A 24,842-nucleotide genomic window follows, 5' to 3' on the forward strand; every position below is an offset into this window, starting at 1 on the left:
TGCATCCTTTCATCAGTCGGTGCCTGGCAGCAGATCGCGCCGCCGTCGAAACACATAACGCGGCACCAGCATCGCCAGCATGAAACCAATCGCCGGCAGCAACAGTTGCAGCAGGGCGTAAATGGCCGTCAGCCGACGGTCTCCCCCGCTCGCCAGGCTCACCGCCTCGGTGGTCACCGTGACCACGCGCCCGGCGCCCAGCAGAATGGTGGGCAGGTACTGGCCAACGCTCACCGCGAAGCCCACCGCCGCCGCGGTCAGCACTGGCGTCAGCAACAACGGCAGGCGCACATGCCAGAAGACCCGCCAGGGACCGGCGCCGAGGCTACGTGCCTGCTGGCTCCAGCGCGGGTCCAGGCGTCGATGGCTTTCCGCCAGCGACAAGAAAACGTAAGGCAGCACGAACACCGCATGCCCGATGATGACCGCGCCCAGACCGGGCCGAACACCGACTTGCGCCTGCATCATGACCAGCCCGAACAGAAACGCCACCGAGGGCACCAGCAGCGGGAGGTAAAGAATCAGTTGCGCCCAGGGCCGCATCGGCCGGCGGCGCTGGGTCTCCGCCTCCAACGCGCCCAGTACCAGCACCACGGACACCAGAGTCGCGGCGAGCGCGACGCCGAGCGTTTGCCACACCGGGGCGACCAGATCATCGGCCGCGTTCAACCAGTTGTGCGCGGTCGGCGGCCACGGCAGGAACGCCGGGAACGGCCAATACCCGGCCACCGACCACAGCGCCAGCCCGGCCAAAGCGGCCATCATCAGGCCCAGCACGGTGCGCATGGCCAGCCAGGCGATGCCGGCCAGCCAGCGGTCGCCGCATTGGCGCCGCCCGTCCCGGCACCAGCCCCGGCTGACGCGCGCCACCAACCGTTCCAGCGTCCACCAGATCAACAACGCCGTCAGCGTCAGCAGCAGTTGCAGCATCGCCCCCGCCGAAGCCATGAAGCGCATCGACAGAGCGGGATCGTTGAGCCAGCCGACCACCGACACCGCAAGCGGTGGCGGTGTCGTGGGCCCCAGGATCATGGCCACGTCCACCGTCGAGGTGGCAAAGGCGACCACCGCGTAGAGGGGCAACCGCAACAAGGGGTAGAGCCCGGGCATGACACCCTTGAGAAAGGCCGTCAGCGGACGATACCCCAGGGTTCGCGCCACGGTCAGGCGCTCGCGAGCCTGGCACTGCACCAGGGCCGCCAGGCTCATCAGCAGCAGGAAGGGCACTTCCTTGATGACCAGGCCCAAAATGAGCGACAGCCCCCAGGCGTCACCGGGAAACGCAAAATCCGGAGGATATTGCCAACCGGTCACCCATGGGGACAGGCCTCGTGCCACCCACCCCGACGGGGCCAGCAGGAACGCCAGGCCGATCGCCGCCGCCGCGTGGGGTACCGCCAGCAGCGGCGACAACCAGCGCTGAACGCGACGATACAGCGGCGTGTGCAGGAAACTGCCCAGAAACAGCACCACCAGACCCAGCGACAGCGCCGCACTGGCCAACCCCGTCACCAGGCTGAGTCGTGCCATGTCGACGAGGCCCGGCACCGCGAAGAGCTGCCGCCAGGGCACCAGGGTCAGGCGTTCTCCACCGAGTACCGGCAGCCAGCCGAAGGCCGGCGCCAGCGCGCCCAGCACGCCGGCGACCACCGGCACGCTGAGCAAGGCAATGGTCAGCCAGGGCAGGACACCGACGACGAGCCGATAGGCAACGGCCGTGCTCATTGCGCGCCGTAACGCTGCCGCCAGGCCTTCTCGAGCGGCTCGATCCAGGTGGGATGAGGTTCGCGCAGCGTCTCGCCCAGGGAGGGCGGCGGCAGACTCTCGGCGGCCCGGCCATCGCGTACGAACGCCTCACGCTGCTCGGGGCTCAGGCGCGACATGTCCAGCACCGTGGCATCGCCCCACAACGAGAGATCCTGCTTGCGGGCCTGGGCCTCGGGCGATAGCAGGAAGTTGGCGACCGTCAACGCGCCGGCCTTGTGCTGGGCATTGAAGGGGATGGCGACGAAATGCACGTTGCCCAGCGTGCCGTCGTCGAGAATATAACTGCGCGTGGTCGGCGGCAGCTGATAATCGAGCACCGCGGCGGCAGGCGCCGAGGGCGTGAAGGTGAACGCCAGACTCAACGCCCCATCGCCCATGAGTTGGCGCATCTGGGGACCGCCGGTGGGAAAGCGCTTGCCCTCGCGCCACAAGGCGGGATGCAAGCGGTCCAGGTATCGCCAGAGCGGCGCAGTGACGGCGTCGAAATCGGCCTCGTCGACCGGCGCGTAGAGCGCCTCGGGCTGGTCGGTCAACGCCAGCAGCGCCTGCTTGAGGAAAGTCGTGCCCAGAAAGGCCGGCGGCTGGGGGTAGGTGAAGCGTCCGGGATGCGCCTGGGCCCAGTCGAGCAGCGCGGGAATGCTGCGCGGCGGCTCGTCGACACGCGCACTGTCGTAATAGAAGGTGATCTGCGCGCGGCCCCAGGGCGCTTCATAGCCCTCGACCGGCAGGGTGAAATCCTCGCGCACTTCGGGATTCTGCTCGGGCGCGGTCAGTGAAAAATTGGGCAGCTGCTCGGCCCAGGGGCCATAGAGCAGATCATTGTTCTTCATGGCGGCGAAGTTCTCGCCGTTGAGCCAGATCAGATCGACCGCGCCGTGGTCCTTATTTCCGGCCGCCTTCTCGGCCACCACACGGGTCACCGCCTCGGCGGTATCGCTGACCTTGACATGCACGAGATCGATGGCATATCGCTCGCCGACCTGCTCGGCCACCCAATCGATATAGGTATTGGTACGCGGGTCGCCACCCCAGGCGTTCCAGTAGACGGTCTGCCCCCGGGCGGCCTCGGTCACGGACGTCCAGTCGGACAGCTCATAGGCCTGGCCCGCCGTTGGCAACAGCACCAGTGCCGCTACCAGCAAACCTCGCGAATAATTCATGCCACTCTCCCTGATCGACTATCCGTTGGTCGTCGCTGGCCAGTATTCCTTACATGGCCAGTCACCACCCGGGATTCATCCGCAACACCCCGCTACCCCGCCGGCCAGCGAAGCTTTTTCAACGGCGTGTAAGGATCCCCGCCCCCCCCCGACTCAAAGGCATATCACAACATCTCACAACGCCGAGCAGGGGTAAGAACATGACCATGCCATCGTCTCGGGCGCCTCGTTACTGGCTGGGTGGCAAGCGCGCCGACGAGCAGGACCGATTCTTCCGAGAGGCTCTCGAGGCACGGGGCTGGGTCGCCGGCGACGCCGAGCACTGGCAGGCCGGCTGGTTCACGGGCATGCCCGACCCGGAGCAATTCCGCAAGCTCTCGCCGACCTGCAAGCTCAATCATCTCCCCGGCAACAATGCACTGACGCTGAAAAGCCGCCTTTATCAATCGCTGGCGACGCTGCGCGACCGGATGGAAGAGCGCTTCGGCTCCCAGTCCTCACAGGTAGCACGGCTCGACTTCTTCCCGCGAGCCTATCTCATGCCCGATGATTACCATGCCCTGCAGGATGCGGCACTGGCCGACCCCGGCCAGTGCTGGATTCTCAAGCCCGCCAATGCCTCCAAGGGCAAGGGCATTCGCCTGCTTGAGGATGCCGCCGACGCGCCCCGCCAATCGAACTGGCTGGTCCAGGAGTATCTCGACGACCCACACACCATTCGCGGACACAAGTATGTCTTGCGGCTTTATGTCCTGCTGGCCTCTCTCGCCCCCCTGCGTCTTTACGTGTATCGCCAGGGATTCGCCAAGCTCGCTTCCGGCCTTTATGACCGGGACGACAAGGCCAACCCCTACAGCCACCTCACCAACCCCGATATCAACGCCCGCAACACGGACGCCGAGGTGCCCGTCGAGTTCATCGACCTGGATCGCTATCGCGCGTGGCTGCGCGAACAGGGACACGATGACGAGGCCCTGTTCGAGCGTCTCCACGACCGGCTGACGCTCACCGTGATCGCGGCCCTGGATAGCTTTCGCCAGCGCTGCGCCGACGACGGTATCGATAGCCGCGGCGGCTACGAGCTGCTGGGTATCGATTGCCTGATCGACGCCAATCTCAAACCCTGGATCCTCGAGTGCAACCTGAGTCCCTCGCTGGGGGTCTGCGCCGGTCCGGACAGCGGCGGCCCGGCGGAGGAAGCCATCAAGCGGCGCCTGGTCGAGGACCTGGTCGCGCTGGTGGACATCGATGGCCGGGAGACCCCGGGGGCCAGCGACGATTCGCCCCAGGCCCTGCGCGACGACGCCCAGCGCGAGCTGTCACGGGCCGGGGACTTCCTGTGCCTCTATCCTGGTAGCGCGCCTGCCGACCACCTGGCGTTCTTCACCCTGCCCGGCCTGCTGGATTGGCGACTGGCCAGCACGTTCGATGCGCAAGTACCGGCCGAGCCTTACCTGCAGCGCGGCGATGTCACCGAGTTGATCGACAACGACCGCCTGGCACTCTACGCCCCCCATCGCGGCGGCCTGCTCTCGCTCAATGACAGTGCCGCTCTGATCTGGCTGCTGGCCGGCGAGGGCGAGACACCGAGCGGCATCGTCGCTCATCTGCATCAGGCCAGCCAGGTCGATCAGCCAGCGCCCGACCGGAACGCACTGGAGCGCCACGTCTGGCAGTGCCTGGAAGCGTGGTGCCGCCAGGGTCTGCTGCGCCAGGCGCCGACACACGACAGCGCGCCTCTCGCGTCACCCGAGCGTGACCACCCAACGCGGACTCACACGCCGCCCCCGGCACCGATCGGCCTTTCCATCGCAGGACGCAGTTGGGCCCTGCATACCCGGAGCTTGCCGGCACGAGAGCGGCTGGTCGGCGCCCTCACCGCGTGGGAGCCCGGCCAGGTCGCGACATTGCCGCAACTCGAACTGATCCAGGAGACCGGCGGCTACCGCCTGATGATCGACGCGGACCTGGTGGCCTCTCACCTCGGCCTCGCCGAGCTCGGCCCGCGCCTGATCGACGAACTCGGACGACGCGCGCTCGCCGAGGGCCAGCTGATGATTGACGCCGCGCTTCTGGTCCACCGTGACGCGCCCGAGGCGGCCATTCTCGTGCCCGTGGCCGGCGATGACTGGCAACCACTGCTCGCCATGGCCGAACCGCTCGGCTATTGCCTGATACGAGGCATCGCCTGGCACCGCCAGGGGCCCAGCCAGGCCAGCGTGCTGGCGCTCCCCTTGACCCTGCCCGGCGGGCGGCTCATCACGCCCTCGGCCTACCCGTCGTGCGACCTGCGCATCACCGGGGTCGCGACATGGGACGACGACACCGCGCGGCCAACCCCGTTGGCGCTCCTCGCGGCATTGCTGCCGGCCGCTCGGCATGCCGATACATCGCCTCCCGACGGCCACGACGTTGCCGTCCTGCTCGAATGGCTCACGGCACTGCCGAGATTCTCATTGCCCGGCGACTCTCCCGAACCGGCGAGAGCGCGCCTGGAAAACGGTACGCATCATGCCTTGCCGAGCGGGAATTGACTCCCTTCATGCCGGCGCTTCGTGAACGGCGCCACGTCATCACCACAAGGAGAACCGACCCATGATGAAATCGGCACTGACGTCCCCGCGGTCCCTCCCGCAGGCGCCCTGGGCGCATTGGCTGCTGCGCGCGGCCATGGCGAGCGTCTTCTTGTACACCGGGGCCGACAAGTTTGCGGGCAGCGGCATCCAGGGCTTCGCCCGGATCATGGATCTGCCATGGCTTATTGCCCTGGTCGTGGCACTGGGCGAGATAGCCACCGGCATGCTGATTCTGCTCGGCGGCCTCCTGGCCGGCCGCATGGGAGACGCCGCGACGCGACTCGGCGCGCTGTTTGCAATACCGATCCTGCTGGGCGCGATCGTCATGGAACACTGGGGCCAGTGGCACTTCATGGCCACGGCCAGTCATCCGCTCGGCGGCATGATGTTCCAGGTCACGCTCACGCTGATCGCCTTGTATCTGATGGCCAGGGGCAATCACACCTGATCTCGCAAGCTACCGCGTCTGCGGCTCGCCACGGAGGTTTACCCATGACCCAGAATTCGCACCGAACCTTGCTCGATACCCTGTCACGAGGCATCGCCTACAGCGTCCCGGCGCTTGCCGTCGTGGTCGGCGCGTCGGCCTTGTACGCGATCTATTCCGACGTTGCCACACCCTCGGGGTATTACATGTTCGCGTCGGCCGAAGCCAGTCCCGAGGCCGAAGCCAGTCCCGGGGCCGAAGCCAGTCCCGAGGCCGAAGCCAGTCCCGAGGCCGAAGCCAGTCCCGAGGCCGAAGCCAGTCCCGAGGCCAATTGACATGTCGTCACGGCCTCTCGTCGACGGTGTTCAGCACCGTCATTCACCGTTGGAAAGGAGTGCAATCATGACATCCCATGAACACAAGCGTCACTGCCTGATGGGACGCCTGAGCCGCCGGGTCATCTACACGACCCCCATGCTGCTCCTGCTGTCCGGTCCCTTCGCCGCCCAGGCGATGGCAGACAACACGACCGATGTCGCGAGTTACACAATCGCCCAGAGCGCCGCTCCGTTAATGGCCAGCGCCGAGGGCGAGGCGGAAGCCGAAGGAGAAGGAGAAGGTGAGGGAGAAGCCGAGAGTGGAGAAAGCTCCTGAAGCTGAAGCCGCTTGAGCAAGGCGCGTGGAGGGCCTTCCTTCCACGCGCCGGCCCTGTCCACATTTCCCATCAGGAGAGTCTTGCCATGATCAAGCCCGTGCTGGCCGCATTAATCGACGAGGCATGCGACACACTGGATCAGCTGACAGGCTTCGTGAGCCGTCTCACGTCCGCCCAATACACCGCGCTCCATGGCGCCGATGCCCGGCACACCATTGGCAAGCATGTTCGCCATATCCTCGATCACTATGAAGCCCTGCTGGCTCAGGAGGGAGTAGCGCCAGCGCCTACCGTCGACTACGAGCGCCGCCAGCGCGATCCCGATGTGGAACAGCGCCCCGAGTGCGCCCTTGAACAGTTACAGAACCTGGCAAACAGACTCTCTCGACTCGGCGGGCAGCCGACAGCGACGCGACGCGTCCACTTCGCCTATCATGTCGGCGGGCAGCGTTCGCTGCTGCCTTCCAGTCTCGAGCGCGAACTGGCCTTCCTGACCAGTCACGCCATCCATCACATGGCAATCATCGCGCTACTTGCCGACACTCAAGATGTCGAGGTGGCGAACACGTTCGGCGTCCACCCTTCGACGTTACGTCACTGGCAACGCGCATTCCCGCCACGCCAACCACAAGAGGTGCCGTCATGAAAGCCATCCCTGACAGAATCCTTCCCTGGGCCCTTGGCCTGATGCTCATGATGGTGGCGTCGACCGGCATGGCGCAGACGCGATGGCCGGCGGACGGCTGGCAGGTCATCCCCACGCAGCAGAGCTACACCACATTGCTGAACCGGCTGAAGCGCGCGGTTACCGACAACGACATGGGCATCGTGACCGACGTCGGGCCCACCCAGGTTGCCGCCCAGCGCGGCGTGAAAATTCCCGGTAACCGGGTCGTCGGCGTTTTCCGCAACGATCTTGCCGTCGAGATACTGCGGCTGAGCGTGCCGGCGATGATCGAGGCGCCGATCCGCTTTTACGTCACCGAAAACGACGACGCCACGGCGACATTGTCGTGGAAGACGCCCAGTGCGATCTTCGCGCCCTATGTCGCCGATCTCGATAACGACGAGCGAGCCGCCGCGCTCGCCGACAAGGCGCGTGAACTCGATGCCATCTTCGCACGCATCGCCGAGGACGCCACGCAACGCTGAACATGTGCTTCCCGACAGCGGCTTCCGGCGGGCGAGCCAGCGGGGCCGCCTCTGTTGAAGCGCCGCCGTTGCTCAACCGGACCCGCCCCATGACGACGACCGACACCCCCCTCGCCATGCAGCTCGACGCACTGCGCGTGCATCTCGCCGGCCTCGACGAGAACATCGTCGACCTGCAGCCAATGCCCGATACCGGGCTCGCCCACGGACACATCTGGATCACGCGCCGCAATGGTATGGACTGGGTGGCACGCCTGCCCAAGCAGAGCCAGATGCAACTCGACGTCGAGGCCAACCTGGACTTCCAGGCGACCTGCTATCGACGCGCCAGCACCAGTGGCCACACCCCAGCGCTTCACGGGCGACTGCCCATCGACGCGACACTGCCCCGCGGCGGCCTGCTGGTCACCGCCATCCCGGGACGTACCGCGCGACTCCCCGAGGATCTGCCCGGCATTGCCAAGGCACTGGCCGCCATTCACCGGCTGCCCCTGCCCGCCTCCACGGCGCGCCCGCCGCTGGCCAGTGCGCCCTCGCCCTGGCAGGCCATGCGTGAGGAAGTCCTGGCGCAGGCAGGCTACCTCGATGCGCTACCCCCCGAGCTGCTTGACGCCGAGGCCCGGCGCCACATCGATGCGACGCTCGCCTCGCTGGACGGCGACAGTGTTCCGGCCGCAAGCATCGACGCCCATCGTTGCCTGATCAGCTTCGACGCGCATCCCGGCAATTTCTTGATCACGCCCCGAGGCAAGGCCGTCCTGGTGGACCTGGAAAAATGCCGCTACAGTCATCCCGGCTTCGACCTGGCCCACGCCACACTGTACACATCCACCACCTGGGACCCGGCGAGCCACGCGGTGCTCGACCCCGAGACCGTGGTCCGTTTCTATCGCCAATGGCAGTCCCGGCTCGGGGCGGACAACCCGTTGACCGATGATGCGGCCCTGCTGGCTACCCGCCGAGCCATGTGGCTGTGGTCGATCACCTGGTGCGCCAAGTGGTGGAATTTGCATCGTCGCGAGCGCGACGCGCTGGCGTGTGGTGAGGACTGGTCGACGTCACTGAGCGATCCAGCGCTGATCTCGCATGTCGCCGACCGGGTGGCTCACTATCTTTCGACCCCGATCGTCGCTCGTGTCACCGATGAGTTCCGCTATCTTCGCCATCATCTGGTCATGGAAACGACATGATGCCACCCGGATACGCCACATTATCCTAGACTCCATCCTGTGGGCCGGGCTGCCTGAAAAATAGCGTGCGACAACAGTGAGGTGGCATTTTGAACCATCCCGAAATCGACCCTGACACTATCAGGGAGCAACTCAAACGCCGGCGTTCCGAAATGGTGGAGCAGAGCGAGGAAAGCAAGAGTTCTCGCACAACGGTGGAACTCGATCAGACCGCGGTCGGCCGGCTTTCCCGCATGGACGCCTTGCAGGGGCAGGCCATGGCCAAGGCCGAAGAAGGCCGCAGGCAGCAGACGCTTCTCAGAATCGAGGCTGCACTGGAACGCCTTGACCGGGGGGCTTTCGGGGAATGCCTGGTATGCGGTGAGTGGATCGCGGCCAAGCGTCTGGAATGGGATCCGACCGTACTGAAATGTATCGATTGTGCCGAGTGAGACGAGGCTGAAGTGGTCCCCGAAATTCGGACCAGGCGCCTAGGCATTGTCTGAAAACTGTCTGCGCTCGGCCATACTGCGTTAAAAATAAGCTCGGGCGCGAGTCCGATCAAAATGCTCATTTACACCCCGTAAACTCCGCTTATTCGCTGATTTTTGCCTTGTCTGACCTTCGCTCGTCGACTTTTCAGACAGTGCCTAAGCTCTGATCAGACCGACCAGAAGGCCCTGATCATGAGCCAGAAACGTCGGCAGTACAGCAGCAAGGTCAGGCCAAGAAGGCGGCCTGACCCAAACCAGCGGGTCTCCGAGAAAGTCGGGGTGGTTCACCGCTGCCTGCCTGGCCTCGCCCTCTTCCCGACAGCTACCGGGCCGGGGTCCGCTGAACCGCCTCGCCCCGACCCGGCCCTGCCTCCCGGCAGCCATCAGGCCAAGGCAGGGTTCGAGACGGGTTCCCAGCCCAGGTGGGTCCTGGCCGCGGCGACGTCGTCGTGCGGGTCATGGTTCCAGAGCCAGTCGAAACGGGTTTCCAGCTCGGCGGCGAGACGCGCCCCGTCATCGCCGATGCCGGGCATGCGGTATTCGTAGAGATCGCCGGCCTCATGGGAGGTGCGCTGCACCTGACAGGTTCGCGCATGACGGACCGCCGCGAAGGCCGCCAGCACCTGTGGCGCGCTATGCCGGGTACAGGCGTCATCGGTGAGCAGGCTGGCGAGCACGTAGGCGTCTTCCAGGGCCTGACCCGCGCCCGCGCCCTGGTGAGGCAGCATGGCGTGCGCCGCATCGCCCACGATCAGCACCCGATCGCGGTGATAGCGGGGCAATGCCGGCAGCTCATGCAGTGCCCACCGCGTCGGCTCGGGAATGCAGGCAAGGATCGCCCGGGAAGCCGCGCCCCAGCCGTCGAAGACAGCCAGCAGTTCCGCCTGGGTCACGGCGTTTACCCAGGCCTCCCCCTCGGCCAGCCTGGGGGTCGGCGTGGCGCGATCGGTCAGGAAGGCCACCACATTGATCAGCTCGGACTGCTTGACCGGGAACGTCAGGATGTGGCGGTCATAGCCCAGGTACATCTGCGGCACCACGGCGAGGCGCGGGTTGACGCCCCGGTCCTCCATGGCCGCTTCCAGCTGCCGGACGGGTATCATGCCGCGATAGGCATAGGTACCGCTCCAGAAAGGCTCGAGCTCCCCGTAGTGAGCCGGGGGCAGCACATGCTTGCGCACCGCGGACTTGATCCCGTCGAAGCCGATCAGGATATCCCCGGTGAAGCGGGTGCCGTCGTCGAAGTGCGCCGTCGCCCCCCGTTCGTCCTGCTGCACGTCGATGCAGCGTTTCCCGAACTGCGCGATCCCGCCGGGCAGGTTGGCCACGATCGCGTCCAGGAAGTCGGCCCGATGAACCGAGGACTGGCCACATCCCGGCGCCAGGCTAGCGGTAAGATAGGCATCATCGCGGCCGCGACGCCACTCGAACCAGACATCCTCGAAGGGAGCCGGGGAAGAGTCGGCAATACGGCGGTAGGGGTCTTCGAGTCCGAGGAGCCGGATGGCCTGCACCGCGTTGGGCCCGAAGGACACCCCGGCACCGATCTCGGAGAACTGCGGTGCCGCTTCGAAGAGCGAGACGTCGAGACCCGGGTCCCGCGAGAGGGCCACGGCAAGGGCCACGCCGCCGATGCCACCACCGACGATACCGATGGAAAGACGCTTGCGTGAGGCTTCGTGTGACATGTCGAGCTACCTGTCAGGGGTTGCGATGCCCCTGACGTTATAAACCAGACCCGGCTGCCACCACACAGCGCCCGGAATACACGCTATAAATGGCGTTGATAAACAAGGGAATCAAAGGCTTGCCTATCACCCCGCGCCTCGATACGCGACCTTTGTCCCATGCCGACAAGGGGGCAAGCGCCTCAGGAAGACGGGAACCCCATGATCAAGCTTTCGGAAATCGACATGAACCTGCTGGTCGTGTTCGATCTTCTCTATCAGGAGCAGAACACCCAGCGCGTCGCCCGGCGCCTGGGCATTACTCAGCCCGCGATCAGCCACGCGCTCAAGCGGCTGCGGACAGTATTCGGCGATGAACTCTTCGAGCGCACCTCCAGGGGGCTGATGCCCACGCCCCTGGCCTCCGACCTGCACCCCTCCATTGCCGAGGCCCTGGCGCTTCTCCAGGAAACCCTCAACCGTCCGGACGACTTCGCACCGCAGTCGAGCCGGCGCACGTTCACGATCGCCATGACCGATATCGGCGAGATCATCTTCCTGCCCCGCCTGCTCGAGCGCCTCTCCCGAGAAGCCCCCGGCGTCGCCTTGAGCACGGTGCGCAGTCACAGTGACGACCTGAAGCGGGAGATGGAGGACGGCCATGTCGACCTGGCGATCGGGCTGATTCCTCAGCTGGGCGCCGGCTTCTATCAGCAGAGATATTCACGCAGCGCTATGTCTGCCTGCTGCGTCGTGGCCATCCCCTCGCCCGGGGGCACTTCGGGGTCGAGGCGTTCATGGCCGCCCGGCACGCGGTGGTCGTCGCCAAGGACACCGGGCACGGCATCGTGGAAGAGCAGCTGGCCCGGGCCGGCATCGAGCGCCCCGTGAGATTGAAGCTCCCCCACTTCGCGGCCGTCCCGTACATCATCAGCGAGAGCGACCTGGTGGTGACCGTGACGGACAAGCTGGCCAGGGCGACCCGGGATCGGCTCGGACTGGAACTACGCGAACACCCTCTACTTTTCGAGGAAATCCCCATCAATCTCTTCTGGCATCGCCGCTTTCATCAGGACCCGGGAACCCGCTGGCTGAGAAGCCTGGTCTTCGACATGTTTTCTGAATAACGGGAAGCCGGCCAGGGCACCCGACATGCCCTGGCCGGCTTTCGCGTATCCGCGGGACGCGTCACGACTTGCCGGCGGTGAAGCCCCCGTCGACCATCAGGGTGGTGCCGGTGGTGAAGCTGGCCTCGTCGCCGGCCAGGAACAGGAAGGCGTTGGCGACCTCCTGCGGGCGTCCCAGGCGGCCGAGGGGATGCAGGCGGATCAACCCCTGGAGCAGCTCGTCATCCAGGTCCGCGAGCAGCGGCGTGTCGATATAGCCCGGGCCGATGGCGTTGACCCGCACGCCCTTCGGCGCGGCCTCGAGCGCCAGGGTGCGGGTCAGGTTGACCACGCCGCCCTTGGCGGCGGTGTAGGCCGCGGTCTGGGACTGGCCGAACACGCCGAGGATGGAAGCGCAGTTGACGATGCTTCCGCTGCCCTGGCGATACATCACGCGCAATGCGGCCCGGGCCACCCGGAAGACACCGTTGAGGTTGATGTCGATGATCCGCAGGTATTCCTCGTCGCTCAGTTCATCGGTCGGGCAGATGCCGCCGATGCCGGCGTTGTTGAACACGGCATCCACGCTGCCGAGCTCGGCCACCGTGTCCTCGAACAGCCGGTCGACCTGAGCGGAGTCCGTGACGTCACACGCCTTGAACAGGCAGCGCCCGGCGTGCTTGTCATCCAGCGCCGCCGCCCGGGCCTCGCCATCGCTGCCCGCGATATCGGCGATGACCACGCTGGCCCCCTCCTCGAGGCAGCGTTCCACGCTCGCCAGTCCGATGCCGCTGGCCCCGCCAGTGACGATGACGCTCTTCCCCTGCATGCGCATGCGATCTCTCTCCTGCTGATGATAGAGGGACGGGGGTCGCTCGCCGATTCAGGGTTCCCGTGTCACCACGCCGCCGGACCGCGCCCCGTTCCCGTCCATGCTGCCCGATCGCTGTCGCAAGGCCTTGATCCGCGTCAATGTCTCCCGTCGACCGTTGCCCTCGAACCGGCTCCGGTCACTCGCCGGGCGAGCGCAGCGTCTCCAGCACGACCCGGAAGGCCGCGGTCTGCTGGCGGCGGTTGGGGTAGTAGAGGTGATAGCCCGCGAAGGGCTCGGACCACTCGGCCAGGACCTCCCGCAACGTGCCGTCATCCAGGTGTGTCTGCACCAGCCCGTCGGGCAGCTGCGCCAGCCCCGCGCCATCGAGACACGCCTCGAGGATCTGCAGGACACTGTTCATGATCAGCGGCCCGCTGACGCGGACCCGGAACTCCTGCTCGCCGCTGCCGAACTCCCAGGCATAGAGCCCGCCATGGGTCGGCAGGCGCAGGTTGATGCAGCGATGCGCGGTCAACGCCGCCGGGGTCCGGGGGGCACCGTGCCGTGCCAGGTAGTCGGGGGCGGCCACGGTGACCAGGCGCATGCGAGGCCCGATCGGCACGGCGATCATGTCGGCGGCGATGGTGCCGCCCAGGCGCACGCCGGCATCGAAGCGTTCGGCGACGATGTCCGTCAGCCCGTAGTCGGTGGTCAGTTCGATGGTGAGCTCGGGGTAGGCGGCCAGCAACGGCCGGAGTTTCGGCCACAGGACATGGCGGGCCGCGTACTCGTCCGCCGTGATGCGCACCGTGCCCGCCGGTCGTTCCCGCAGCTCGCTCACGGCCGCCACCTGCGCCTCGATGGCATCCAGCAGCGGGGCCAACTCCCGCAGCAGTTTCTCGCCCGCCTCGGTGCGTGTGACGCGACGCGTGGTGCGCGTGAGCAGCCTGACCCCGAGGCGCTCCTCCAGCCCGCGCAGCGTCTGGCTCACCGCCGAGGGCGAGACACCGAGATGCGCGGCGGCGCGGGTGAAGTTGCCCTCGCGCCCCACCGTCACGAAGACCGCGAGATCGTCCAGCCGGGGCCCTGTCATTGTGAAGCCTCACTTCATTCTGCATTCAGGATTTTACATATACTGCACTCAATCGCCGTCTGCTACCGTTTCACTGAAGTCATGAAACGGAACCCTCACAGGAGGTTGCCATGAGCGAGACCCACACACCGTCAGAGGACATGCGGGTCCAGCGCGCCGGTTCCACCGACGCCATCCAGGGGCCCAGCGACTATTTCACCGGCAATGTTCGCATCGACCGGGTCTTCAATGCCCCGGAGCCGTCGCGAGTGGGCGTTGCCGTCGTCAATTTCGAACCGGGTGGGCGCACCAACTGGCACACGCATCCGGTTGGCCAGATCCTGCTGGTCACCGACGGCGTGGGCTGGACCCAGTGCGAGGGCGGCCCGAAGACCGAGATCCGTCCCGGCGACCTGATCTGGTGCAACTGTGGGCGCCGCCACTGGCACGGTGCGACCGACAAGACGGCGATGCAGCACGTCGCCATCCAGGAAGCCCAGAATGGCTCTCCGGTCGAGTGGATGGAGCCCGTCACGGACGACGTCTACCTCGCCGGTCCGGTCAAGAAGGACTGATCTCCCCTGTTTCACCCGCTCGGGGAGCGTTTTCACGCGATGCATTCCGGAAAAGCGATCGGAACTGAGCGCCCCTTCGGGCCATTCCGGGAAATGCTAATCTGGCCTCCTGTACCCGCCACGACAACGCCCGGCATCTCCGCCAGGGGCGCCGACAGGAGGATGCATCCGCCGCATGAACTACAGGGACGTGATTCGGCAGTACCCGGCAATACTGGCCTTCGGCTTCATCGCGATCTTCTCGGGCAACCTGGGCCAGACCTTCCTGGTCGGCTATTTTCAGCCCGCGATTGCCGAGGCCTTTTCCCTGAGCAGCGGGGAGTTCGGCATCGCCTATTCGCTGCTCACGCTGACCTCGGGGTTTCTGATCTTCTTCATCGGCCCCATGCTCGACTGGATTGCGCCGCGCCGCTTTGCCGTCTTCGTGGTGCTGGGCATGAGCCTCGGCATCCTGCTGTTGACCCTGTCACCCTGGCTGGGCGCGGCCCTGGCGGGGCTGGGGCTGATCCGCTTCTGCGGTCAGGGGCTGTTCACGCACCTCGGCACGACGACCGTCGCCAAGCAGGTGCCCGAGGCACGCGGCAGCGCCCTGGCCCTGGTGACGCTGGCCATGCCTGTCGGCGAGGCCGTGCTGCCGTCGATCACCACCGGCGCCCTGCAGCTGATCAGCTGGCGGGAACTGCTCTGGACGCTGCTCGGCATCCTGCTGGTGGTCTGGCTGCCCCTGCTCGCCCGGGCGCCTGTCGGGCCCGCGACGGCCCCCGCAACGCCCCGCGACGCGCCGCGAGCGAGCGCCCACTCGCCCCGCCCCCTGATGGACACCCGCTTCTGGCGGCTGAGCCTGATGATGCTGTCGATCGCCATCGTCAACACGGGCATCTTCGTCTTCCAGAGCGAATTGACCGCCGAGTTCGGCGCCAGTCCCGCGGTCTTTGCGCTCGGCTTCGCGCTGGCGGCCTCCGGGCGCGTCATCGGCTCGCTGATCGCCGGGCGTCTCGTCGACCGGCTCGGGGCCTCGCTCATGGGGCGGGTCTACCTGCTGCCGCTCGTCGCCGGGCTGCTCGTCGCCATCGCCCTGGAGAACGGCTACGGCATCCTCGCCTACATGCTGCTCTCCGGGCTGGTCACCGGCATGCAGGAGCCCACCGTCACCAGCCTGCTCATCCAGCTCTGGGGCAGCGACAACCTGGCGAAGCTGCGTTCGGTGTTCTCGGCCGGCATGGTGTTCGCCTCCGGCCTGGCCCCGGCCTTCTTCGGGGTACTGCTGGACGCCGGCGTGGCGTTCGTCACCATCCTGGCGCTGATGGCGGCCATGGTGACCCTGGGCTGGCTGCTGGCCTGGCAGCCGCTGAAGGAGGCCGCCCGCCAGCCGGCGTGAGGCCTGTCACTGGAGCCCGGCTAGGCCGGCTGTCTTCAGGTATCGAGGCAGTTGATCCGGTAGCGCTCGGTGTCCTTCTTCAGGGCCATGTGGCCGTTGACCTCGTTGTAGAAGAAGGCGCGGCCCTCTCCAGACGGCAGCGTGTAGCGCCCGCAGACGCCGTAATCGTTGTTGACCTTCTTGTCGATGGTCACCGCGACGGTCTGGTCGGTACCCAGGGTGTCGGCGATATGCCCGGCGACGCGCTCGTCGAGCCGGTCTTCCGACAGCAGGTAGCTGCCCGCGACCAGAATCGCCGAGACCACCATGACGAGGCACGACACGATCAGATTCTGCATGGATGTCTCCCGAACTCTTGATGTCGGCGAAGGCGGAGGCGTCCCTCCGGTCGGGACGGATTATACGCCAGGCCCCTTTCCCTCAGGTGCGGCCCGGTGACGCATTGCCGGCCACTCTCCGCTCCGCCCACAGCCCCAGGGCGAAGATCAGGAGCCCGCCCGCAGCCAGCGCGGCCCCGACCAGCCCGGTCGAGGACCAGGCGAAGCCCTGCTTGACGGTCACGCCGGCCAGCCAGGCACCCAGCGCGTTGGCGCCGTTGAAGGCGGCATGGTTGAGCGAGGCGGCCATGGTCTGGGCATCCTCGGCGACATCCATCAGCCGCGTCTGCAGGGTCGGCCCCAGCGCCATGCTGGTGCCCACCAGGCCGACGAACAGCAGCCCCCAGGCCACGCTGTTGGCGGCCACGTAGAACAGCCCCTGCACGGCCAGGCACCAGAGCAGGATGCCGGGAATCGCCCGCATCAGGTTGCGGTCGGCGGCACGCGCACCGACCAGGTTGCCGAGGATGGTGCCGACGCCGAACACCACCAGCACCAGCGGCCCCAGCGCCTCGCTCATGCCGGCCTGCCGGGTCAGGGTCGGCATGACGTAGCTGAACACCGCGAACATGCCGCCGAAGCCGATGCCGGCGATGCCCAGCGTGAACAGCACACGCTGCTTGAGCAGCGCGCCGAGCTCGCGTTTCGGACTGGCCTGCGGGTCGGCCGGCGACGCCGGGACCCACAGCCGGATCAGCAGCGCGGTGAGCAGGGCGATACCGCCCACGCCGGCGAAGGCGACCTGCCAGCCGAGCAGATTGCCCGCCCAGGTGCCCAGCGGCGCACCGACCAGGATCGCCGTGGTCAGCCCCAGCATCACCCGGCTCACCGCCCGGGCCCGTTCATCGATGGGCACCGCCGCCGCCGCGACCAGCGCGGCGACGCCGAAATAGGCGCCGTGGGGCAGCCCGGCGAGAAAGCGCAGCAGCACGAAGGCCCCGAAGCCGGGCGCGAAGGCGCTGGCGATGTTGCCGATGGCGAACACCAGCATCAGCGCGATCAGCAGGGCCCGCCGCGGCAGCCGCGCCGCCAGCGCGGAGATCAGCGGTGCCCCGACCACCACGCCCAGCGCATAGCTGCTGATGGCGTAGCCGACATCGGGTACCGGCACCTGCAGGTCATTCGCCACCCGGCTCACCAGTCCCATGATCACGAACTCTCCGGTACCGATGCCGAATCCGCCCAGCGCCAGGGCGAACTCAGCGAGGCGCGGGCGGGTGACCGGCGCAATGGCGGCCTGCGTCATGAGGACTCTCCCTGTGCGATGGTGCGGTGTGCGGCGGGCCGATGGCGGCCCGGCGCTGACAAGCGCGCCATTGTTCCAGAAATGCGACTTACGTATAAGATCCGGACGTCATCGAGTCGGGACGGCGGCCTCACCGGGAGATGCGCGCCATCAGCAGCGTCGGTAGCAGCGCCGCCAGGAACAGCAGCGCCACGCTCAAGAAGCTCTCGCGAAAGCCCATCATCTGGCTCTGCAGGGCGATCACCTGGTCGAGATAGCGCCCGGCGACGGCCTGGCGTTCCGGCTCGGCCAGCCCGCTCTGGGCCAGCAGCGACGTGCTCGCCTGCAGGAAGGCCGTCGTGGCGGTGTGGGTGCCGTCCTGGGCGGCGGTGAAGGCCTGGGCGTAGCGCTGGGTACTGTGACTCAGCAGCAGCGACAGCCCGTTGACGCCGAACGCGCCGCCCAGCTGGCGCACGAAGTTGATCGCCCCGCTGCCCTGCCCCAGCAGGACCGGCGGCAGGGCCGCCAGGGCGCCGGCGTTGAGGCTGGGCAGCACCAGCCCCAGGCCGATGCGCCCGACCACGATCCAGCCGGCGAAGGTCCAGAACGGCGTGTCGGTGTCGGCGGCGGTCATCAGGAAACACGACAGCGCGAAGATGGCCAGCCCCAGGCTCATGGTCAGCGGCGGCGGCGTGCGGTCGGTGGCGCGCCCGGCGAGCGGGAAGACCAGCGCCAGCACGAAGCCGGCCGGCATCAGCAGCAGCCCCGAGCGGGTCGGCGTGTAGCCCTGGATGGTCTGCACGAACAGCGGAATGAGGTAGGTGGATCCGTAGATGCCGGCGCCGAAGATGAACGCCACCACCGCCGCGCTCGAGAACACCCGGCGCGAGAACAGGCCGAGGTTGAGCAGCGGGGTCGCGGTCTTCAGTTCCCAGGCCACGAAGGCGATGAAGGTCACGATGGCCACGCTGAACTCGACGAGGATGGCGTCCGAGCGCCAGCCCTCGCGCTGGCCGCTGGACAAGCCGTCGAGCAGGGTCACCAGAAATACCGTGAGCAGCGCGAAGCCGAGCCAGTCGAAGCGCCGGACCGGGCCGTCATGGGCGCGCCCCGGCATGAACAGCAGGCCCAGAAAGGGCCCCAGCAGGCTGAACGGCAGGGCGATGAAGAACACGTAGCGCCAGCTGAAGCTGTCGACCAGGATGCCGCCCAGGGTCGGCCCAAGCGCCGGTGCCAGCACCACGCCGATGCCGTAGACCCCCATGGCCGAACCACGCCGCTCGGGCGGGAAGACCTGGAAGATCACCTGCATCGCCAGCGGCTGCAGGATGCCCGCCGCCGCCCCCTGCAACAGCCGCGCGGTGATCAGCAGGGTCTCGCTGGTGGCCAGCCCGCCGAGGATCGAGGCGGCACTGAACACGCCCATGGCGATCAGGTAGGTGGCGCGCTGGCCCACCGCGTCCACCAGCCAGGCGTTGAGCAGCATGGTGCCGGTCATCGCCGCCAGGAAGCCGGTGGACAGCAGCTGCGCGGTGTCCTGGCCCATGCCGAAGGCGCCCATGATGTCGGGCAGCGCGACGTTGATGATGGTGGCGGTGAGCACCGTGGAGATGGTGCCCATCATCGCCGTCAGGGTCACCCAGTAGCGGTAGGCCGGGCCGTAGCGCGCGAACAGAGCGTCGATGCTGTCGGGACGCGCCGCCTCAGCCACCGGGGCGGGCCTCCAGCTCGGCCATCATCCCCGGCTTGAGCAGCCCGTCGCGCTGGGCCACGCTGACCCGCAGCGGCAGGCGCTGGGTGATCTTGGTGAAGTTGCCGCTGGGGTTGGGGCTGGGCAGCAGGGCGAACTCGCTGGTCGCGGCCTGCCCCACCCGCTCGACGGTCCCGGTGAAGGTCCGCTCGGGCAGCGCATCCACGTGCACCGTCACCGCCTGGCCCGGCGCGAAGTGGCGGATGGCGGTCTCCTTGACGTTGGCCTCGACCCGCACCGCCTGCGGGTCGTGCACCATCGCCAGCCGCTGGCCGACGCTGACGTACTCGCCGGGATCGACGAAGACCCGGTCGACGACGCCGTCGAAGGGCATGCTCAGGGTGCGGTCGTCGAGATCCAGTCGCGCCTGGTCGCGCTGCGCGCGCAGGGCATGGGCCTGGGCCTCGAGGCCCGCCAGCCGGCGCCTGAGCACGCCGAGCTGCTCGCGATCGGCACGCGCCTCGGCGAGGGCCGCCTCGGCGTTGTGCAACCGGGCCCGGGCGCTCTTCACCGCCTCCCGGGCGGTCGCCAGCGCCGTGCGCGTCTTGTCGGCCCGGGCCTGGTTGACCGCGCCCTGCCCGACCAGCCTGGCGGCGCGCCGGTCGTCGAGGCGCGCCAGATCGCGCTGCGCCTGTGCCGAGCTCAGCGCCGAGCGGGCGGCATCGATTTCGGCCTGCCGGGCCTCGATGGCGCTGCCGGTCTGATGGTCGACCATGGTGAGCCGCGCGCGAGTCTCGTCACGCTCGGCGACCAGCGCCTGGAGGCGGGCGTCGAGCTCCTCGACACGCAGCCGGTTGCGGCGCTCGTCGAGCGTCACCAGCACCTGCCCCTGGCCGGCCGTGTCGCCGGCGATCACCCTGACGCCGGTCACCCGCCCGGCCACCTGGCTGCCCAGCACCACCATGTCGGCGGCGACCCGGGCATCGATGACGTTGACGTGGGTCAGCTGCCGATAGAGCCAGCCGCCGCCCGCCCCCGCCACGCCCAGCACCAGCGCCACGATGACGGCCAGGCGCCAGGGTCGCCGCACCGGCCGGGGCGTCTCGGGAGGCGCTTTGGCGCTCACGCCCCGCGCTCCGCCGAGGCCGGTTCGTCGGCCCCCAGGCGCACGGCGAGACGCTCGAGCACGTCGAGGCAGGTATCCAGGGCCGCCGGGTCGATATCGTCGAAGAGCTCGGCGCGCACGCCGGTCACCACCGTCTGGATGCGCTCGAGGATCGGCGTCGCGCGCACGGTCAGTTCGACCACCTTGATGCGCCGATCGCCGGGCACCGTCCGGCGCTCGATCAGGCCCTCGCTCTCCAGGGTGTCCAGGGAACGCACCAGGGTCGGCCCCTGGACGTTGACCGCCGCGGCCAGCGCCTTCTGGGTCAGCGGCTCGCGGGCGCGGGACAGCTGCCAGAGGATGCGCCAGCGCGACTCGGTCAGGCCGTAGGGCGCCAGGCGCCGGTCGATCTCGGCACGCCACAGCCGGGCCACCTGGCCGAGCTGGGCGCCGAAGCGTTCGCGGGATGAGCTACGGGTAGTGGGCATGGCAAATTGTTCCCCAGACACATGAATAGCTAACGAACTATCATAGTGCCTTGCCATGCCCCCGGCCACCCCGAGCGTCGAGGATGCCGGGGTGGCCGATGGTCGCCGCCTCAGTCCCGCCGCAGCCGCCAGGGCAGCGTCTCGCCGGCCCGGAACGGCACCAGGTGCTCCTCGCCGCAGGCGATCGTCTCCGGCACGTCGCATGGCCGGCGCTCGAGCTCGAGCGTGCCCTCGTTGAGCGGCAGGCCGTAGAAGCGCGGCCCGTTCTCCGCGCAGAAGGCCTCGAAGTGCGCGAGCGCGCCGATCGCCTCGAACACCGTGGCGTAGACCTCCAGCGCATGGGGCACGTTGAACACCCCGGCGCAGCCGCAGGCGGTCTCCTTGGTGTGGGCCAGGTGCGGGGCCGAGTCGGTGCCCAGGAAGAAGCGCGGATGGCCGCTGGCCACGGCGTCGCGCAGCGCCTGCTGGTGGCTGCCGCGCTTGAGGATCGGCAGGCAGTAGAGGTGCGGGCGGATGCCGCCGACCAGCATGTCGTTGCGGTTGTGGGCCAGATGCTGGGGGGTGACCGTCGCCGCCAGGGTTTCGCTGCCCTCGAGCACGTACTGGGCGGCCTCGGCGGTGGTGATGTGCTCGAAAACCACCTTGAGGGCGGGGAACTGGCGGCGGATGTCCTCCATCACCGTATCGATGAACACCTTCTCGCGGTCGAAGATGTCCACCGCGGCGTCGGTCACCTCGCCGTGGATCAGCAGCGGCATGCCGATGCGCTGCATGGTCTCGAACAGCGGGTAGATCGCCTTGACGTCGCGCACCCCGTGAGCCGAGTTGGTGGTGGCGTTGGCCGGGTAGAGCTTGGCGGCGGTCAACAGTCCCCGGGCATGGCCCTCCTCCAGCGTCTGCGCGGTGACGCTCTCGTTGAGATAGCAGGTCATCAGCGGGGTGAAGTCATGGCCGGCCGGCAGGGCGTCGAGGATGCGCCGGCGATAGGCCTCGGCCGCCTCCAGGGTGGTCACCGGCGGCGCCAGGTTGGGCATGACGATGGCCCGGGCGTAGACGGCGCTGGTGTGGGGCAGCACCGCGGCCATCAGGTCGCCGTCACGCAGGTGCAGGTGCCAGTCGTCGGGGCGGCGGATGCGCAGGGTGGAGGGGGATGCGGTCATCGGAAACTCCTGGCAGGCGTGAGCGAAGGGGCTCGTATCTTATCAGAGCCAAGAGTCGTAAGCCCGGCGGTGCTCGGTACACCGGTAGGGCAAGACGGTGCAGCAACCGGTCCAAACGCTATACCTGTCAATAAACATTTTCGTGGATAAAGTGTCGGGTATCGCATGCTCGTACCTATTGGTTCTCACCTACTCATCAACTGCATGACCAGAGGCATCTCACTCAATGGTCTCGAAAAGGCATCTCGAGTCATGACTTCCGCGAATGATCCCGCTTGGGGGAAAACAAACGCTGATGGCCTACCCTCTCACCACTTGGCCCATCACAGCATGGATGTGGCTGCCGTGCTGGAGCAGCTCGTTCAGCATCCGGTCATCGCCGTACGCCTGGCGCGTGCCGCCGGCCGAGCACTGACCCAGGCCGAGTGCCAATGGCTGGCGGCCTTCGCCTTTCTGCACGACATTGGCAAGCTCTCGCCACGCTTTCAGGCGAAAGCGTGGCCCCAGAACCGTCGGCGTGATCTGCGCAGCCACCTTGCCGAGGGTTGGCGCTGGCTGGATGGCCTGCACAAGCGCGGCGAGGCCATGGACGGGGCTGCCCATGAACTGCTGCAACCCCTGATTCCTCTGGAAGATGGGCTGGCGTGGTTTCGCGCGCTATTTGCCCATCACGGTCGTCCGACCCAACTGGAAAACTCGGCCAATTGGCCATCGGTAGCGGGTTACGACTGGTGCGCCGAAGAGAATCATATGGGCGAAGCGCTACACGCCTGGTTTGGCGATGCCGCCTGGGGGGATCCCGAGGCCCTGACCCGGCCACCGCTCATCCACCTTTTCGCCGGCTTGCTGGCACTGGCCGACTGGATCGGCTCGGACGAACGCGCCTTCTCGCATGAGTTGACGCTCGATATCGACGGCTACGCCGCGCGCGCCCGGAAACGGGCGATAACTGCCCTGCGCCGGGTAGGCATGACCGATACCGCCTGGCCGGATACGCCCCCGGATTTTGAAGCCTTGACCGGCTTCCACCGGCCCCACGGCGTACAAGCGCTGATCGGAGAACTGCCCACGACCACCGCGCTGGCCATTCTGGAGGCCGAAACCGGGTCGGGAAAAACCGAGGCCGCGCTCTGGCACTTTGCCCGGTTACGCTCAGCCGGTAGCGTCGATGCGCTCTATTTCGCGGTGCCGACTCGAGCCGCCGCCTGGCAGCTGTTCAAGCGCGTCGAGTGCATCATGCGACGGATCGGCGGCCCTGAAACGATTCTCGCCGTGCCCGGCCAGCTTCAGGCGGGTGAAGCCGAAGGCGTGCGACTGCCCGGCTTCGAGGTTCGCTGGGACGACGGACGGGAGCACTGGGCAGCGGAACACGCCACCCGCTTTCTCGCCGCGCCGGTGGCGGTGGGTACCATCGACCAGGTGCTGATCGCCGGCCTTCAGGCCAAACACGCCCATCTACGCGGGGCGGCACTGTCACGCAGCCTGCTGGTCATCGACGAGGTCCATGCCTCGGATACCTACATGAACCGCATCGCGCGCACCCTCGTCCGCGACCACATGGCGCTGGGCGGCCAGGCACTGCTGATGTCGGCGACCCTGGGGTCGGTGGAGCGCGCTGAATGGCTCAGCCAATCGCTGCCTGGGCTGGAACAGGCAAGACACAGTGCCTATCCGGCGCTCTGGCACTCGGGCAGTGACGAGCCACTGCAAGCCGAGGGCGCCAACAGTGCCGGTGTAAAAACGGTGAGACCACGACTCGAGCCGACCATGGACCCGTCACGCTGCGCCCGCCTCGCACTCGAGGCGGCACACAGTGGCGCCCGCGTGCTGGTGATTCGCAACACCGTGGATCAGGCTGTCGCCACCTGGCAGGCCATCTGCGACGTCGCGCCGCAACTCTGTCTCCAGGTAGAAGGTCAGCCGGCGCTACACCACAGCCGCTTCGCGGCAGAGGATCGACGCCGCCTCGATGCCGCCGTGGAGCGAGCCTTCGGCAAAGGCGCGCCGGCGCGGCCAGTCATCGCGGTGGGAACTCAAACGCTCGAACAGTCATTGGATATCGACGCGGACATCCTGATGACCGACCTCTGCCCGATGGATGTTCTGCTCCAGCGCATTGGCCGCCTTCATCGCCATGAGCGACCCCGGCCTGCGGGATTCGAGCAACCCGTGGTGCATATTCTCTGCCCGGAGAGTGGCCTGGATGCGCTGGCTCGCAATCAGCACTTCGAGAACGGTCTAGGCGCCTGGCAGAGCCAGGGCGTACTGTGCGGGATCTATATGGATCTGCGTATCATCGAGGCCACAAGGCGGCTGGCGGAAACCCGCGAATGCTGGTGCATCCCAGAACATAATCGCGAACTCGTGGAACTGGCCACCCACCCCGAAGCGCTGGACGCGATCGATGTCGAGATGGGCTGGCAAACGTATACCCAGGCGGTCGTCGCGACGACGCTCGCTGAAGATCAGCACGCCCGCATGCTGGTGCTACAACGCACGGCACCCTTTCCGGAACGCTTTCCCGACGCGGACGAGACGGTACAGACGCGACTGGGCGCGCTCGGCCCGCTCTGGGAACTGCCACCTGACACGCTCGGGGCATTCGGCCTGCCGGTGAGCCGTCTGGCGCCGCCGGCCCACTGGTGCAAAGGCCTGAGCGGGGAAGAGATGATCAGCGTCACGACCACGAATAACGGCCTAACCATCAACGTCGGCGAACGGCACTTCACTTATGACCGTGCCGGACTAAAACCGCCAATAAGGGAGCATTAAAAGCTGATGCCTG

The 24,842-nt window shown here is 67.2% G+C and carries 22 protein-coding genes and 1 pseudogene; 12 read left to right on the top strand and 11 right to left on the bottom strand.

The features are described from left to right. Positions 1-12: 12 nt before the first annotated feature. Together G7A98_RS02825 and G7A98_RS02830 are read right to left on the bottom strand one after the other, a co-directional pair. Positions 13-1,725, bottom strand: coding sequence for an ABC transporter permease subunit (locus G7A98_RS02825; protein ID WP_163647971.1), 1,713 nt, complete (start codon positions 1,723-1,725; stop codon positions 13-15). Then, the gene (locus G7A98_RS02830; protein ID WP_163647972.1) at positions 1,722-2,927 is read right to left on the bottom strand and encodes an ABC transporter substrate-binding protein; all 1,206 of its coding nucleotides are present in this window, start codon (positions 2,925-2,927) and stop codon (positions 1,722-1,724) included. Before G7A98_RS02830 ends, G7A98_RS02825 begins: the two co-directional genes overlap by 4 nt. A gap of 200 nt (positions 2,928-3,127) precedes the next feature. Between G7A98_RS02830 and G7A98_RS02835 the strand changes: the two genes are divergently transcribed. From G7A98_RS02835 to G7A98_RS02870, 8 genes are all read left to right on the top strand, one after another. Beyond that, a complete protein-coding gene (locus tag G7A98_RS02835; protein ID WP_163647973.1) occupies positions 3,128-5,461 on the top strand; it encodes a PqqD family peptide modification chaperone in 2,334 nt (777 codons plus the stop codon). A gap of 61 nt (positions 5,462-5,522) precedes the next feature. Then, complete coding sequence (locus G7A98_RS02840; RefSeq protein WP_163647974.1) at positions 5,523-5,951, top strand: DoxX family membrane protein; 429 nt, start codon at positions 5,523-5,525, stop codon at positions 5,949-5,951. 44 nt (positions 5,952-5,995) lie between these two features. Next, a complete protein-coding gene (locus tag G7A98_RS02845) occupies positions 5,996-6,265 on the top strand; it encodes a hypothetical protein (protein ID WP_163647975.1) in 270 nt (89 codons plus the stop codon). 67 nt (positions 6,266-6,332) lie between these two features. After that, complete coding sequence (locus G7A98_RS02850) at positions 6,333-6,584, top strand: hypothetical protein (protein ID WP_163647976.1); 252 nt, start codon at positions 6,333-6,335, stop codon at positions 6,582-6,584. Positions 6,585-6,670: 86 nt separating this feature from the next. Then, positions 6,671-7,231, top strand: a complete 561-nt coding sequence (locus G7A98_RS02855) for a DinB family protein (RefSeq protein ID WP_163647977.1) — start codon at positions 6,671-6,673, stop codon at positions 7,229-7,231. Then, complete coding sequence (locus G7A98_RS02860; protein WP_163647978.1) at positions 7,228-7,737, top strand: DUF302 domain-containing protein; 510 nt, start codon at positions 7,228-7,230, stop codon at positions 7,735-7,737. Before G7A98_RS02855 ends, G7A98_RS02860 begins: the two co-directional genes overlap by 4 nt. A gap of 89 nt (positions 7,738-7,826) precedes the next feature. Then, a complete protein-coding gene (locus tag G7A98_RS02865; protein ID WP_163647979.1) occupies positions 7,827-8,927 on the top strand; it encodes a phosphotransferase in 1,101 nt (366 codons plus the stop codon). 89 nt (positions 8,928-9,016) lie between these two features. Continuing rightward, on the top strand, positions 9,017-9,358 hold the full coding sequence (locus G7A98_RS02870) for a TraR/DksA C4-type zinc finger protein (RefSeq protein WP_163647980.1): 342 nt from the start codon (positions 9,017-9,019) through the stop codon (positions 9,356-9,358). A 425-nt stretch (positions 9,359-9,783) separates the two neighbouring features. On the opposite strand, the gene salA is transcribed toward G7A98_RS02870, so the two are convergent. After that, the gene (gene salA, locus G7A98_RS02875) at positions 9,784-11,088 is read right to left on the bottom strand and encodes a salicylate 1-monooxygenase (RefSeq protein WP_163647981.1); all 1,305 of its coding nucleotides are present in this window, start codon (positions 11,086-11,088) and stop codon (positions 9,784-9,786) included. A gap of 225 nt (positions 11,089-11,313) precedes the next feature. Here salA and G7A98_RS02880 point away from each other — a divergent pair. Next, positions 11,314-12,194 (top strand): annotated as a pseudogene (locus G7A98_RS02880) (LysR family transcriptional regulator). 61 nt (positions 12,195-12,255) lie between these two features. Here G7A98_RS02880 and G7A98_RS02885 read toward each other — a convergent pair. Both G7A98_RS02885 and G7A98_RS02890 read right to left on the bottom strand, forming a co-directional pair. Further along, a complete protein-coding gene (locus G7A98_RS02885; RefSeq protein ID WP_163647982.1) occupies positions 12,256-13,008 on the bottom strand; it encodes an SDR family NAD(P)-dependent oxidoreductase in 753 nt (250 codons plus the stop codon). Positions 13,009-13,183: 175 nt separating this feature from the next. After that, positions 13,184-14,080 carry a LysR family transcriptional regulator gene (locus tag G7A98_RS02890; RefSeq protein WP_163647983.1) on the bottom strand — a complete coding sequence of 299 codons (897 nt, stop codon included), beginning with the start codon at positions 14,078-14,080 and terminating at the stop codon, positions 13,184-13,186. A gap of 110 nt (positions 14,081-14,190) precedes the next feature. On the opposite strand from G7A98_RS02890, the gene G7A98_RS02895 reads away from it, so the two are divergent. Continuing rightward, positions 14,191-14,634, top strand: a complete 444-nt coding sequence (locus tag G7A98_RS02895) for a cupin domain-containing protein (RefSeq protein WP_163647984.1) — start codon at positions 14,191-14,193, stop codon at positions 14,632-14,634. A 175-nt stretch (positions 14,635-14,809) separates the two neighbouring features. Beyond that, a complete protein-coding gene (locus G7A98_RS02900; protein WP_163647985.1) occupies positions 14,810-16,012 on the top strand; it encodes an MFS transporter in 1,203 nt (400 codons plus the stop codon). A 35-nt stretch (positions 16,013-16,047) separates the two neighbouring features. On the opposite strand, the gene G7A98_RS02905 is transcribed toward G7A98_RS02900, so the two are convergent. The 6 genes from G7A98_RS02905 to pyrC form a co-directional block, all read right to left on the bottom strand. After that, the gene (locus G7A98_RS02905) at positions 16,048-16,350 is read right to left on the bottom strand and encodes a hypothetical protein (protein WP_163647986.1); all 303 of its coding nucleotides are present in this window, start codon (positions 16,348-16,350) and stop codon (positions 16,048-16,050) included. 82 nt (positions 16,351-16,432) lie between these two features. Further along, positions 16,433-17,635: an MFS transporter gene (locus G7A98_RS02910; RefSeq protein WP_163647987.1), complete on the bottom strand. Its 1,203-nt coding sequence runs from the start codon at positions 17,633-17,635 to the stop codon at positions 16,433-16,435. 130 nt (positions 17,636-17,765) lie between these two features. Further along, on the bottom strand, positions 17,766-19,325 hold the full coding sequence (locus tag G7A98_RS02915; RefSeq protein WP_163647988.1) for an MDR family MFS transporter: 1,560 nt from the start codon (positions 19,323-19,325) through the stop codon (positions 17,766-17,768). Next, on the bottom strand, positions 19,318-20,430 hold the full coding sequence (locus tag G7A98_RS02920) for an HlyD family secretion protein (RefSeq protein ID WP_205596205.1): 1,113 nt from the start codon (positions 20,428-20,430) through the stop codon (positions 19,318-19,320). Before G7A98_RS02920 ends, G7A98_RS02915 begins: the two co-directional genes overlap by 8 nt. Then, positions 20,427-20,897, bottom strand: coding sequence for a MarR family transcriptional regulator (locus tag G7A98_RS02925; RefSeq protein WP_163647989.1), 471 nt, complete (start codon positions 20,895-20,897; stop codon positions 20,427-20,429). Before G7A98_RS02925 ends, G7A98_RS02920 begins: the two co-directional genes overlap by 4 nt. A gap of 110 nt (positions 20,898-21,007) precedes the next feature. Then, positions 21,008-22,057, bottom strand: a complete 1,050-nt coding sequence (pyrC, locus tag G7A98_RS02930) for a dihydroorotase (protein ID WP_163647990.1) — start codon at positions 22,055-22,057, stop codon at positions 21,008-21,010. Positions 22,058-22,309: 252 nt separating this feature from the next. Between pyrC and cas3 the strand changes: the two genes are divergently transcribed. Then, the gene (gene cas3, locus G7A98_RS02935; protein WP_163647991.1) at positions 22,310-24,829 is read left to right on the top strand and encodes a CRISPR-associated helicase Cas3'; all 2,520 of its coding nucleotides are present in this window, start codon (positions 22,310-22,312) and stop codon (positions 24,827-24,829) included. Positions 24,830-24,842: the final 13 nt, after the last annotated feature.

Origin of the sequence: Modicisalibacter sp. 'Wilcox', assembly GCF_010993675.1 — a bacterium.
GTDB classification, from domain to species: Bacteria; Pseudomonadota; Gammaproteobacteria; order Pseudomonadales; family Halomonadaceae; genus Modicisalibacter; species Modicisalibacter tunisiensis.

Coding starts and splice junctions, on each gene's coding strand:
- G7A98_RS02825 (WP_163647971.1), bottom strand. CDS start 1,725: ATGAGCACGGCCGTTGCCTATCGGCTCGTCGTCGGTGTCCTGCCCTGG.
- G7A98_RS02830 (WP_163647972.1), bottom strand. CDS start 2,927: ATGAATTATTCGCGAGGTTTGCTGGTAGCGGCACTGGTGCTGTTGCCA.
- G7A98_RS02835 (WP_163647973.1), top strand. CDS start 3,128: ATGACCATGCCATCGTCTCGGGCGCCTCGTTACTGGCTGGGTGGCAAG.
- G7A98_RS02840 (WP_163647974.1), top strand. CDS start 5,523: ATGATGAAATCGGCACTGACGTCCCCGCGGTCCCTCCCGCAGGCGCCC.
- G7A98_RS02845 (WP_163647975.1), top strand. CDS start 5,996: ATGACCCAGAATTCGCACCGAACCTTGCTCGATACCCTGTCACGAGGC.
- G7A98_RS02850 (WP_163647976.1), top strand. CDS start 6,333: ATGACATCCCATGAACACAAGCGTCACTGCCTGATGGGACGCCTGAGC.
- G7A98_RS02855 (WP_163647977.1), top strand. CDS start 6,671: ATGATCAAGCCCGTGCTGGCCGCATTAATCGACGAGGCATGCGACACA.
- G7A98_RS02860 (WP_163647978.1), top strand. CDS start 7,228: ATGAAAGCCATCCCTGACAGAATCCTTCCCTGGGCCCTTGGCCTGATG.
- G7A98_RS02865 (WP_163647979.1), top strand. CDS start 7,827: ATGACGACGACCGACACCCCCCTCGCCATGCAGCTCGACGCACTGCGC.
- salA (WP_163647981.1), bottom strand. CDS start 11,088: ATGTCACACGAAGCCTCACGCAAGCGTCTTTCCATCGGTATCGTCGGT.
- G7A98_RS02885 (WP_163647982.1), bottom strand. CDS start 13,008: ATGCGCATGCAGGGGAAGAGCGTCATCGTCACTGGCGGGGCCAGCGGC.
- G7A98_RS02890 (WP_163647983.1), bottom strand. CDS start 14,080: ATGACAGGGCCCCGGCTGGACGATCTCGCGGTCTTCGTGACGGTGGGG.
- G7A98_RS02895 (WP_163647984.1), top strand. CDS start 14,191: ATGAGCGAGACCCACACACCGTCAGAGGACATGCGGGTCCAGCGCGCC.
- G7A98_RS02900 (WP_163647985.1), top strand. CDS start 14,810: ATGAACTACAGGGACGTGATTCGGCAGTACCCGGCAATACTGGCCTTC.
- G7A98_RS02905 (WP_163647986.1), bottom strand. CDS start 16,350: ATGCAGAATCTGATCGTGTCGTGCCTCGTCATGGTGGTCTCGGCGATT.
- G7A98_RS02910 (WP_163647987.1), bottom strand. CDS start 17,635: ATGACGCAGGCCGCCATTGCGCCGGTCACCCGCCCGCGCCTCGCTGAG.
- G7A98_RS02925 (WP_163647989.1), bottom strand. CDS start 20,897: ATGCCCACTACCCGTAGCTCATCCCGCGAACGCTTCGGCGCCCAGCTC.
- pyrC (WP_163647990.1), bottom strand. CDS start 22,057: ATGACCGCATCCCCCTCCACCCTGCGCATCCGCCGCCCCGACGACTGG.
- cas3 (WP_163647991.1), top strand. CDS start 22,310: ATGACTTCCGCGAATGATCCCGCTTGGGGGAAAACAAACGCTGATGGC.